At 45.7% G+C, this 11,984-nt stretch carries 13 protein-coding genes; 1 reads left to right on the top strand and 12 read right to left on the bottom strand.

The features are described 5' to 3' along the window. Nucleotides 1-177 precede the first annotated feature (177 nt). The 9 genes from FBQ74_RS06770 to FBQ74_RS06810 all read right to left on the bottom strand — a co-directional run bounded on the left by FBQ74_RS06770 (nucleotide 178) and on the right by FBQ74_RS06810 (nucleotide 7,681). Nucleotides 178-756, bottom strand: coding sequence for a CC0125/CC1285 family lipoprotein (locus FBQ74_RS06770; RefSeq protein ID WP_139755951.1), 579 nt, complete (start codon nucleotides 754-756; stop codon nucleotides 178-180). An 11-nt stretch (nucleotides 757-767) separates the two neighbouring features. Beyond that, a complete protein-coding gene (locus FBQ74_RS06775; RefSeq protein ID WP_139755952.1) occupies nucleotides 768-1,019 on the bottom strand; it encodes a hypothetical protein in 252 nt (83 codons plus the stop codon). A gap of 1 nt (nucleotide 1,020) precedes the next feature. After that, complete coding sequence (locus FBQ74_RS06780; RefSeq protein ID WP_139755953.1) at nucleotides 1,021-1,521, bottom strand: hypothetical protein; 501 nt, start codon at nucleotides 1,519-1,521, stop codon at nucleotides 1,021-1,023. 18 nt (nucleotides 1,522-1,539) lie between these two features. Continuing rightward, nucleotides 1,540-1,884: a DUF883 domain-containing protein gene (locus FBQ74_RS06785; protein ID WP_139755954.1), complete on the bottom strand. Its 345-nt coding sequence runs from the start codon at nucleotides 1,882-1,884 to the stop codon at nucleotides 1,540-1,542. 185 nt (nucleotides 1,885-2,069) lie between these two features. Further along, nucleotides 2,070-4,121: a response regulator gene (locus FBQ74_RS06790; protein ID WP_139755955.1), complete on the bottom strand. Its 2,052-nt coding sequence runs from the start codon at nucleotides 4,119-4,121 to the stop codon at nucleotides 2,070-2,072. Nucleotides 4,122-4,144: 23 nt separating this feature from the next. Next, complete coding sequence (locus FBQ74_RS06795; protein WP_139755956.1) at nucleotides 4,145-4,597, bottom strand: response regulator; 453 nt, start codon at nucleotides 4,595-4,597, stop codon at nucleotides 4,145-4,147. Next, nucleotides 4,587-6,101 carry a sensor histidine kinase gene (locus FBQ74_RS06800; protein WP_139755957.1) on the bottom strand — a complete coding sequence of 505 codons (1,515 nt, stop codon included), beginning with the start codon at nucleotides 6,099-6,101 and terminating at the stop codon, nucleotides 4,587-4,589. Before FBQ74_RS06800 ends, FBQ74_RS06795 begins: the two co-directional genes overlap by 11 nt. 4 nt (nucleotides 6,102-6,105) lie before the next feature. Then, a complete protein-coding gene (locus FBQ74_RS06805) occupies nucleotides 6,106-6,333 on the bottom strand; it encodes a histidine kinase dimerization/phospho-acceptor domain-containing protein (RefSeq protein WP_139755958.1) in 228 nt (75 codons plus the stop codon). A gap of 13 nt (nucleotides 6,334-6,346) precedes the next feature. Beyond that, nucleotides 6,347-7,681, bottom strand: a complete 1,335-nt coding sequence (locus FBQ74_RS06810; protein ID WP_139755959.1) for a sigma-54-dependent transcriptional regulator — start codon at nucleotides 7,679-7,681, stop codon at nucleotides 6,347-6,349. A 221-nt stretch (nucleotides 7,682-7,902) separates the two neighbouring features. Here FBQ74_RS06810 and FBQ74_RS06815 point away from each other — a divergent pair, with 221 nt between their 5' ends. Further along, on the top strand, nucleotides 7,903-8,481 hold the full coding sequence (locus tag FBQ74_RS06815) for an exopolysaccharide biosynthesis protein (protein ID WP_232371986.1): 579 nt from the start codon (nucleotides 7,903-7,905) through the stop codon (nucleotides 8,479-8,481). Here the strand turns inward: FBQ74_RS06815 and FBQ74_RS06820 are convergent. The 3 genes from FBQ74_RS06820 to FBQ74_RS06830 all read right to left on the bottom strand — a co-directional run bounded on the left by FBQ74_RS06820 (nucleotide 8,462) and on the right by FBQ74_RS06830 (nucleotide 11,899). Beyond that, nucleotides 8,462-10,336, bottom strand: coding sequence for a putative bifunctional diguanylate cyclase/phosphodiesterase (locus tag FBQ74_RS06820; protein WP_139755961.1), 1,875 nt, complete (start codon nucleotides 10,334-10,336; stop codon nucleotides 8,462-8,464). The two genes, FBQ74_RS06815 and FBQ74_RS06820, sit on opposite strands and share 20 nt — an antisense overlap. A 211-nt stretch (nucleotides 10,337-10,547) precedes the next feature. Continuing rightward, the gene (locus FBQ74_RS06825) at nucleotides 10,548-11,465 is read right to left on the bottom strand and encodes a LysR family transcriptional regulator (protein WP_139755962.1); all 918 of its coding nucleotides are present in this window, start codon (nucleotides 11,463-11,465) and stop codon (nucleotides 10,548-10,550) included. An 83-nt stretch (nucleotides 11,466-11,548) separates the two neighbouring features. Beyond that, a complete protein-coding gene (locus FBQ74_RS06830; RefSeq protein WP_139755963.1) occupies nucleotides 11,549-11,899 on the bottom strand; it encodes a rhodanese-like domain-containing protein in 351 nt (116 codons plus the stop codon). Between the last annotated feature and the right edge of the window lie 85 nt (nucleotides 11,900-11,984).

The raw sequence follows: 11,984 nt of genomic DNA on the forward strand, positions 1-11,984 counted from the left end.
CTCGTCCTTTCACACTAAGAAGTTTTTTCTAACTGCTTGTAAAAGAGAAACGTCAAATTCGACTTTTATGGTGCCAACAAGTCAGGGGAAATCCGTCGTAAATACTGGAGCGCAGGAAAAACAACCGAAACAAAGAGCGTATAGCGATAGACATTAAAAAAGCCGCGATTGCGGCTTTTACGGGTTGACGATTTCAGTCAGCCTGGATATTACTTTCTGCACCTCGAACGCATTGTCCCCGGTGCTCACCTGGCTATTACCCATTCGCGCTACGATAGAGTAATACACATCCTGAGTCTTAGCTTCTTCCATTCTTAAGTCACTGTCACTGACTTCAAAAGGCTGAGCGACATCGTTACAACCAGACATTGTGCATTGCTCTTCCTTAAGTACCGGGGGCAACGTATTCTTTTTGTCTTTCACTACTCTTTGAGTAATGTTCGCCTTTCGCTCAATATCCGTTTTAACTACCGCTACCCAGGAATACCCCTGCTCACTGGCAATTTGTGCGGCGCGATAAAGCGTATACTCCTGCACAAGATCTGCCGGTGTATCTTCACCTGCTTTAAACATAACGCGGTAACGGGAATCATCAAGCTGAACGCTTGAATAACCGTAAGCGTCAGCACTTTTAGCCGCTTTATAGGGAGTAGGGCCAGATGCAGAAAAACTGCTACAAGCACTCATTACAGTCGCTAATACAGACGCTGCAACAAATGCTTTAGCAGTTTTTTTTACGTCAGAATGTACTGCCATGTGTCACCTTATCAGGCTATAAAATTAAAAAACGCCGTTCTGGCAAATGTTATTAATGCATGCTTTCGTTTCGACTCAGGATTACTGGTTGTAACACCTTTAAATGCACCGTAACCAAACATACCTAATAAAACAGACGGTTTCGCCATAATAAGTCTGGATTTGTGCTTTACATCATCCATTGCCTGGTGCGCGTCATTACGAACCCTGGTGTAATCAAGGTGCGACTGCTCGACTGAGCGTAATTCCTTACTCAGAAACATGTTAGCGGTCCTTATCTGATTGTGGCGCTTCAACGCCCGCGTGGCCGGTTAATGCTTTCCAGACAGGTCGGATTGATATGTACCTGTAGGTATCTAACACCATCTTTGCAAAGAAAGCTATCATTATACCGTTCATCGCTAGCAAAATAAGTGTTGTGAGAGCAAGATGTAGACCTGAACGATCCAAAGCGACACCAATAGCTGCGTTGATAATAATCCAGCAAATACATGAAAGCACGAATGCCCCACCAAGCCCGATAGCAGTTACTATAGCAGACTTTTTAACAAGGGCGGTTTCGCTCGAAACTACATCAGATAACGCCGCAAGCTGCGCTTTTTTCGCACTAAACAGGTGCTTGTAAGCCTCGAAAGCTTCATGAAATGTAGTATCTTCTGCGGTGGAGTGTTCAGGTACACACGCTAGCGCCCAACCAGTGTCTCTGGTGGGGCGAAGCGAGACAGGCCCATGCGGCCTGAACGATGCTTGTGTAAAATCGGCCATACCTGGCTGCATCGTCTGTTACTTTTTACGAAGTAGTGAAGTAACCAGCATACCTGCTGCGAATGCCACACCGGCAGCAGCAACCGGATTTTCGATAGCGTATTTACGAACGCCTGATGTTAACCATTTTTTTTCTGCCAGACGCTTACGCGCTGCCATGTTTTCAGCTGAATCTGAGGCCGTAGAGCGAATATTCTCTTCAGCGCGAGCTGCTGATGATGCTAGTTTGTCTACTGAGGAATGTAATGAATCTTGAAGTTTATCTGTCATAGGATGTGTCGACTCCGTTACGCCATTTGAATGTGTTGTGTCCGTAGTACCTGCACCTTTAACTCCGGTGGTGGCTTTAGCTTGCGTTACCATACGAATCTCCTTGATTTATAAATGTATGCGATAAGACTGTTGCAAGGCGCATACCACGAGAAGAATAGAAGAATTACCTTACGTCACAAGGTGTTATAGAGTTTTGTTAGCTTGTATTTAGTCTTGCCTTGGTAAAAACTGCAAAGCATTGTAATTCTTTCGTAAAACCCGCTGGTAATCGACTATCAGCTCAGCAATGTCGACAAATCGTCTTTACTAACTGGTTTGAGAAGGGAATGGGAAATATTGTGGCGTGAAAGATCGCTTACATCGGGCTCACGACCACTAACAACAACAATGGTTGTTGACTCACTGATATGCTGTTGTAGCGCATCAGCAAGTTCGAAGCCGTGATAATCAGGTAATGTAAGATCCAGTAAGATAAAATCGTATTGTTCTTGCTGAACCAGGGATATTGCCTGTTGACCCGTATTAGCAATAGCAACCTGATGGCCTTGATGGCTAATGAGCAACTGCATAAGGTCGGCCGCATCGTGGTCATCCTCGATAACCAACACGCGCTTCACATCGTCGTTATCATCTAAGGCTGCCGTCTGCGTATTTTCGACTTTAGTCAACGCCTCATCGTTATGACTGGTAGAGGCTTCGGGATTCGCATTTACGCCAGCGGGAAGGCTACCATCGACCAGATCCGGGTCAATGGTGCGAATAAGATATTTGTCCAGAACATGCATCAGCGCGTTCTTTTCAATAGGCTTACCCAGAATATCGTCAAAACCCTCGTCCATCAGGGACTGTTTAAGACCTTTACGACTTGCTGCTGTAATCGCGACAACAGCCGTTTTGCAGTTATGTTTTCGCATCGCTTTAAGCGAATCGATGCCATTCATTACCGGCATGTGTATGTCCATCAACACCAAGTGGAACGGCTTACCTTCCTGTTCTGCCATCAGCACAGCTTCCAGTGCCTTAACCCCATTTTCAGCATAGGCCACCTGCGCGTGACACTGACTCACCATATGGCCCGTCAGGCGACGAAGCTCACGCAGATCATCAACAATAAGTACACGTCCTGAGACATGAAGATTCATCGCGCCAGGGGTTCTGGAGCTGGGAGCCGCAAGATTCAGCTCATCTCTGGGCTGCTCGGAGATATCGCCCGGATCAATATAAAATGAAAATATGCTGCCTTTGCCGAAGGTTGACTCTACAGAGATATCACCGCCCATTTTATGTACCAACTCGCGGCATATTGCAAGGCCCAGGCCGGCACCGCCATGGTTTGCCCGCATGACATCTTCGATTTGTTCAAATGGATGGAATATATCGTCTAGTTTATCAGGTGGCATCCCGATACCTGAATCTTTAACACTAAACTTCAAACGTTCCTCACCACTACTATGACTGGCAAATACTTCTAAAGACACCTCGATATTACCCGAGTCAGTGAACTTGACCGCATTACTGATAAGGTTAATCAAAACCTGCCGCAGTCGGGTAGGGTCGGCTTTAATAGACTCTGGTAAAAGGGTCTGACAGTTGATAGACAGTCTGAGTCCTTTATCTTTAGCCGCCAGATTCATCAGAGAGTGAACGTCTGTCATAAACCCGGACAAATTAATATCCTTGGGCGACAATTCAAGTTTATTTGCCATGATACGGGACATATCAAGCAAGTCGTTGAGCAGACTTAAAAGGTGCTTACCATTGGTGTGGATAATAGAAAGCTCCTGCTGCATGCGCTCATTGCCTGCATCATCTAAAAGCAATTCTGTGTACCCGAGAATCGAGGTGAGGGGTGTTCGTAATTCGTGGCCCAGGTGAGCCAAAAACTTATCTTTAGCCTTGTTTTGCTGCTCGACCTTGTGACGTTCAATTCGCTCATTTTCAATTTCACGGCGCACCATGGCATATCGCATGGTACGCATGAAGCGCGGCGTCTCAATTTCACTTTTCGTCAGATAGTCTGCAGCACCCGCTCGCATCACCATCTCATCGACTTTAGCGTCCGACTGCCCGGTCAGTATTACAACCGGAATGCTAATACCTTTAGATTTGATGATATTGAGAACATCGATGGCGTTCTCGGCACCCAGAATGTAATCAAGCAGACAAATATCAAAGAGTTTACAGCGAAATGCAGCAACAGCCTCAGCGCTGTTAGTTACCCAGGTAATATCAAATCTGGGCTCCTGACATTGCGACAGGTAATCCGCGGTAAGAAAGTAGTCATCTTCATCATCTTCTATAAGAAGTACGCGGATTACATCAGTCACAGCTTATCCTAATTATTTATTACTTAGTCGTGCGGTAGTTCGACGAACTCAATCCAGTACCGACCCAGCGCTCGCATCAAATCTACTAAACCATCAAAGTTAACAGGTTTTGTAATGTAGGATGCGCATCCAAGATCATATCCGCGAAGCATATCTTCTTCTTCTTTAGACGTCGTCAGGATCACTACTGGAATACTGCGAAGCGCCGGATCAGATTTAATCTCCTGTAATGCTTCACGGCCATCCATCCGCGGCATGTTCAAATCGAGCAAAATCAGGCTGGGGCGGGGCGAATCACTCGGGTCTGAGTACTTACCTTCACGGCGTAAAAACTCGAGTAATTCTACGCCATCTTCAACAAAGTACAGATTATTAAGCACGCGACTTTCTTTAAGTGCGTCCAGCGTTAACAACCGATCATCTTCATCATCATCGGCCATCAAAATATTGATAGGTAACGCTTCTTTAGCTGTCATTATTTATTACTCCCACACTTGAAGTATTCGCGAATGGCTCACCATTCAGCGGGATTATCATATAAAACTTCGCTCCCTTGTCGGGCTCACTGACAGCTTTAATCTGTCCATTGTGACGCTCTACAATTCGGCGGCATACTGCAAGACCAATTCCTGTACCTTTATAAGAACTGCGCCCGTGAAGTCGTTGAAAAGGCGCAAAAATTTTCTCTGCAAAAGATTGGTCGAAGCCGATCCCGTTATCTTCTATGGTTATTGTCGCCCAGTCAAACTGATTTACTAAATGAAGGCCTTTGAGTTCACTTTCTTCTGGCTCTCGTGAAGCGATACTGATAACCGGTTTAGTATCAGGTTTTCGGAATTTGATAGCATTGGATATAAGATTCAACAGAAGTTGCTCTATCTGAGACTTATCTGCCTGAATAACCGGTAACTTACCTACGTCTACCTGCGCGTCGGCTTCCTCAATCGCAATTTCCAAATCTTCAATCACTGCAGCAACAACATTATTTATATCGACTTCAGTGAAATCTTTTCCGCGGGTAGAAACCCGTGAAAAAGCAAGCAAGTCACTGATAAGCATCGACATCCGTTCCGCAGCATTAAGCATACGTTTCAAAAAGTCTCTGCCTCGCTCATCAATAACATCACTGTACCCATCATCAATTCGATTACCGAACGCGCGAATTTTTCTTAAGGGTTCCTGCAAATCATGTGAAGCAACAAAGGCGAAATCTTCCAATTCCCGGTTACTACGAGCTAGCTCGTCAGAATAAACCTGCAACTCCTGCGTGCGTTGCAATATCTTATACTCAAGCTCTTCGTTAATGTTTTCTAAGTCACGTTGGTGGCGTAAGGTTTCACGCATATTCATCTTGAGTAGCACAAAAATGGCGATAATTAAAAAAGCGGTAGTTACACCAGAAATAATAAGAGTATTGACAGAGTCGTTGCGTAATCTCATCAGGTTGGCAAGGTGCTCTCCCTGGACTGTTCTTTCTGACTCATCGATTTCTGAAAATATCGTCTCAAACTGGTCATACAACCGCAAACCCCGGTCAGAACTAACCTGATTGATAGCGGCCTGAAAGTCACCTTTTTTAGCAAGACTGACTGTAGCCACCATTTCGCCGATTTTTTTGCGACTTAGTGAAATTAGTTTCTCAATCTTCTCGTCCTGATTGGGCAAATCTGAGACCTGTGCACTTACTTCTACCTCATCAAAGAGGCTTTCAATGCGTAAAAGCGTCGTATTGTAATCTTCAAGGTAACTTTCATCTTTGGTAAGCAGATAACCACGCTGGCCCGATTCGGCTCTGAGCACTGCCATGTGAAGGGTATTTACTGAGTTAATAACCCGGTTAGTTGTAAATAGCCGGGCCTCAAGGGAGGCAAGTTCATCCAGGGTACTTACCACATAGAATGAATTACCAGTAATGATAAAAACAATAACGCCCAAAAGGACGATCCAACTATAAATGGATTGTACTGCTCTGTTTAGCATGGGATTAAGATTCCGACTGAGAATCGCCCAGCGCATCCATCATCTGGGTAAGCGCCTCACTGCAATCCTTGGTGCTGACGATGATTTTATCCAGTGCCTGTTTAGCGCGTTCTGGCGGAACGTTGCCATCCAGCGCCATTTTCACCAACTCAGCCTGCATTGAAATCCGGTTAAGGGGTTTTCTGGCATCATGTACGTGCGCCGCAAGCGCGGCAAACTCTTGATCATTCATAACGTCTCAACAATTAATCGTCTTTGCTAAGGTCACCGTATGCGTGCAGACGGTTATAAAGCGTTTTTGTACTGATGCCGAGCATCTCTGCGGCGAGCGTCTTATTCCCGTTTACTTTCTCAAGGGTTGCATAGATAAGCTCTTTTTCAACATCTTCAATCGTCCGGCCGGCCTGAAGGGCAGGGGCTGTCGATTGTTTTTTAGCGAAAGGCGACTCGATAGTTTTCGGTAGCTCAAGTTCTGATTTGTCCGGATCGCTCATTATCGCCGCGCGATGAACAAAGTGACGTAGCTCCCGAACGTTGCCCGGCCAATCGTATTCTTTGAGCGTTTCCAGCTGGCCTTCTTTCCAACTGAACTGAGTTTCATTCTCACGGTTTAGCTCATCAATGAACGCGGTCGCCAGTAAAGGAATATCTTCCTTACGTTCACGCAGGGGAGGAATGGTGATAGGAAATACGGCAAGGCGAAAATAGATATCTTCCCGAAGCACTTTACTCTCAGCAATGGCCTCCATCGTTCTGTTAGTCGCGGATACCACCCGGCAGTTAACCGGAATAGTTTTCGTCCCGCCTACGCGGATTACCACTTTGTTTTCAAGAACGCGAAGTAGATTCGGCTGCATATCAATAGGCATTTCAGTTATTTCATCGAGAAATAACGTGCCATTCTCGGCTTGTTCGAATACGCCGGATTTGCGGCCCACAGCACCGGTAAATGCGCCTTTTTCGTGACCGAAAAGCTCGCTGCCGATCAATTCTTTTGAAAACGCACCGCAGTTAGTCGCGATATATGGACCCTCGACATCAGATGCAGCGTGGATAGCCTCCGCTACAACTTCTTTCCCGACGCCGCTTTCACCCAGAAGCATCACGTTAGCGCTTGTACGACTTACCCGTTCAATAAGCTTGTAAAGCTCCTTCATGGGTTTTGATTCGCCAATCAGGTGACCAAAATATTTTTTAATATTTGAGCCCGAGCTCTGTGACTGTACTTCTGTTTTGCCGGAAAGTACTGCCTCAATTTCCTCGCGCTGAATCGGCTTTACCAGATAATCGATATTCGGACCACAAAGACCCTTAATGATACCGCGCACCGACGGATGACCTGTTATCAAAGTTACCCGAGGCCTTTTGCCCAGGGCATCGAGTTCATCAAAAAGGTGAACACCACTACCATCAGGTAACATGAAATCGAGAAGGATATGGTCGAAACTTTCTTTTTTGAGCCAGTCCCGGGCTTCTTCAAGGTTCGCAGCAGTGAGGACTTCGTGGCCTAAAAATTCAATTATCGTACAGGCGACATCAGTAAATTCAGGATCATCGTCAACGAGTAAAACAGTCAGCACAAATATTTACCTTGCTTCATTTGCTTTGCCAATAAGTAAATTACTTATTTTTAACGCATTAAGATCAGTTTAATTGGCGAAGGAGTTTACCTTTAAAAGCCTGAAATTGGTAGAATCTTTATATTCTGTTTACTTTTGGCACAATACTCGCTTAGACAATTACAATCTATTCATTTTTTTACAGGTAACCATCAATGATTAGCATGGCTGTGGAACGGTCCATGAGCTTGCACGAGTTGCTCGGGAAAATGCAATGCAGAGGGGATGAGGAAAAAGTCACGTTTGGTGAGTTACTTAACGTGATGGAGAAGCGAGGATTTGGCCCTATGCTGGCGGCACCTGCTTTTATTTGCTCAACACCTATTGGCGCCATACCCGGCATTCCGACAGTTACCGGTATAACAATATTTCTTATTTCACTGCAAGTTTTACTGGCGCGAAATCATCCCTGGCTTCCCTCTGCTATTCGGGATATCGGTATAAACCGGGACTCGCTGAATAGAGGTATTGGTAAAGCAAAGCCTGCGGTAACCCATGTCGACAAACTGTTGATGCCCCGCTGGTTTTTTATGCGGCAGTTTATTTTTCGAAGTCTCATTGCACTGAGCTGCGCCATTTGTGGTCTGATGATGGTACCTTTAGAACTAGTGCCTTTTTTGGGGTTAGTACCGGCAGTGGCTATTTTCATCATGGCGGTCGGTATGGCTACCGATGACGGTGCTGTTGCGCTGTTAGGGCTTTCTATTGCTATATTAGGAATTGTGATGGGCGGACAGCAACTTATTTCGTTAATGAGTTAACCATTACCGACTCTCTGGCAGACAACAGTGCATCAATACCGCCGGCCGGTGTAGGTTTACCGAAAAAGTAACCCTGGCCGGTATCGCAGTTAAGGCTTCGCAGCAATGTTACCTGATTTTGCTGTTCTATGCCTTCAGCGACTACCCGAATATCAAGGTTATGACAAAGCGATATCATTGCTTCGACAATGCGTGCATCTTTGGTGTTTTCAGCGATATTCATAATAAACGCGCGGTCCAGCTTAATGGTATGGACATTCAGTTCTCTTAAGTAAGCAAACGAACTCATACCGGTCCCAAAGTCGTCAATAGAGGTTTTCAGGCCCAGACGATTGAATGCATTGATCATACGCTTGCTAACCGCGACATCCACCATAGTGGCGCTCTCCGTCAGCTCAAATTCTAACAAAGAGGGTGTAATGCCGCTGCTTGCCAGTAATCGTTCGACGAAGGGAACAAACGCGTTGTCCATCAGGTTATAGGCAGAAAGATTCACGGCCACGGGCATGGGTGTGCCCTGAACTTCCCAGGTTTTTATCTGATTAACGGCCCATTCTACCGTATACCGGGTAAAAGCATGGACAATTCCACTTTGTTCTATCAGGTCGATGAAGTGTCCTGGGGGTAACAGACCCTCATCAGGATGGTTCCAGCGTACAATGGCCTCAACGCCGGACAGCTCGCCATTTATCAGGTTAACTTTGGGCTGGTAATAAAGCTCAAACTGTTTTTGCTGGAGGGCCGAGCGAAGTTGGCTGCGCAACGTCACCTCAACCGTACTGTTATACGCCAGGCGCTCGTTATACACCTGAATACCCAAACGCATGCGCTTTGCTCTTAGCATGGCATTCTCTGCGTTCTGAACCAGTGTTTCGACGAGGTGGCCGTGCTCCGGCGCACATGCTACGCCTATGCTACAGCCAATTTCAAATGCACTCTTACCGATATTCAGCGGTTCGCGACATTCATAGAGCAAGGTGAAGGCGCGATTCATGACTTCATCGCTGGGAATATTAGGGATCCAGATGACAAACTCATCACTTCTGTAACGATAGAGCTGCATAGTATTGTCAGACATCAACCGTAATCGCTGGGAAAAGGCTTTGAGCAGTTTGTCGCCCATATCGTGGCCTAATGCATCATTGATATCTCTGAACCGGTCGAGGTCGAGAAACATGAATGCACCTTGCTTCTCCTGTATGTCAAGGCTGGTAAGCAATGCATTGCGATTGTAAAGCTTGGTAAGATTATCGATAAGCGCCATTTTTTCGAGATTGCGATTCGCGGATTCAAATCGCCGTGCGATGAAAGCGGACATAATTAACGCAGACCAAACTGATAGCCAGAAGGTCAGAAATGCTGCAACAGATAACCGGCTAATCACACGCTCAGAAATCTTCTGCATATCGACAGAACGCCAGATAACAGTCAGTGGTTTGCCTGACGGAAGGACGTTACTGTGAACATAATATTCGTCGCCACTTTCCTCAAAAAATCCCGACTGTTTAAGTGGCTGTAAGTAGGTTTGTGGGGCAAGACGGGGGTCGCGGTATAATTCCTGATTATCTAATTCAATGATAAGAATATCTTCGGCCAGGATAGACAGGTCGCGTGGTACCAGTGAAGGGGATGAAACCGAATCATCATTCTCTATAACCGGTGCCAGTAGTGTCTGAACGTCCGCGTACTGTTCCTCAAATGCCTGGCGTTCCAAATCTTTTTCCATTTCCAGCAGGAGACTATAGCCCACATAGCAAAAAATGGTTATAACCAGTAAAGACAGAAGAATTGAGCCGAGCAATAGCCGCCTTCTTAAACTGCTGTCACTTTTTACCAGTTCTAAATTATCCGGCATGACTCACTCATTGCGGTTGAACGTAACAGATTTACGCCAAAAGAATACTGACGAAGAACAGATTCATTAGTGTACATCACATTAAGCTCAGTTACCTGATGAAAGTTCTGCAGCCATGTAAAGACAGGTTCAGCGCTCATTGTACGCCCATTGCTTATTATTTTCGTTATATGCTAGTGCTTATTGTTTATAACGTGAATAGCAACGATGTTCAATCGCTGTGAGATAAAACGGTCGCTGTGCCGGGTAATTGCATAGACTGAAACCGTAGCTCGCCGATAAATGCTCTGGCGGCTGGTCCCAGTCTGTCACCGTCCTCAAAGCTCAAATTCAGTAGCGCTTTACGCTGACTACCAGTTGCCAGGGGCAGGGGAGCCAGTATATTCATTTTAAGACTGTTCTGGATCATGGCTACCGGAAGCCAGGCAAAACCCAGGCCTCGCTCTATCATGTCGATGGAAGTGCGCGTGTGAGAGACCGTCCAACGCTGCTCTGCGCCAAGCCAACCGGCATCAGCGCGTTTTTCACTCGAACTATCGCGTACGACAATCTGACGGTGAGATTTAAGATCCTCAGCACTTAGTGTTCTGTCCAGCTGATGCAATGGATGCTCTGGGTGCGCCACAAGAATAAAATCGATTTCGCATAATTCTTCGCTAAAACCATTGGATAACGGAAACGGCGAAATAGCGATATCCACCTTTCCTTGTTGCATCAAATCATTGGCACCGGACAGTACCGTTTCCATAATTTCTATTCTCAGGAGGGGATACTGAAGTGAAACTTCAGATAATGCACGATAAAGCATTTCGGCTGGCAAAATAATATCCACAGCCACCCGAAGCTGTGTCTCGACACCATGCTGAAGGCTGGCGGCAACAGCCTCCATTTTATGCGCTTCTTCGAGCAAAAATGTGGCGCGACGTAGCATTAACGCGCCGGCATCGGTCAATTTCACTTTGCGACCGTCATTTTCAAATAGTGCTACGCCTAATGCATCTTCAAGCTTATGGACGGCATGGTGTACGGTCGACTGACTCTTGTGGACATGCTGGGCAGCCTGGTTAAAACCGCCAGCATCGACCACTGCTTTAAACATACGCCATTGTTCAAGTGTCGCCTTCAGCATTCTTGTTAACTTATAAACTTTTCGATCAATAAGCTCATAATGCCCTGTTTATATGGATATTTCCATATACCGCTGAGGAAGTACTAGGTATTAAAAGTATTCTGAATGTCTTTTATATCACTGACGATAGCTGATACGTTTGTGTAACCCATCTTTAAAAGCTGTTCAGCAGAGAGCTGTGCCCTTACACCGCTGGCACAGTGCAGGTAAAGCGGCTTGTCCGGGTCTTTAAACTGATCAAGCGCTTTCATTTCTAATACTCCCCGGGGAATAGTAAACGAGCTGTTTACAGGTGAGTCGGCCAGTTCAGAAGGTTCTCTGACATCAATTAACGCACCTTTATTTTCGTCAAGCTCTTGTTTTGCTTCTGTTGCAGTTACAGTACGAATTGATTTTGGTAACTGCGACAGTCTTTCCTGAACGCTTTTTAACATACTTTCTCCTTCGCTAGATAACTACCCAATAAATCATTAGCAAATGCTAATATGATCAATGTCTAAGCATCATTCTTGCAGATAT

It is taken from the genome of Salinimonas iocasae, from assembly GCF_006228385.1.
GTDB lineage: Bacteria > Pseudomonadota > Gammaproteobacteria > Enterobacterales > Alteromonadaceae > Alteromonas > Alteromonas iocasae.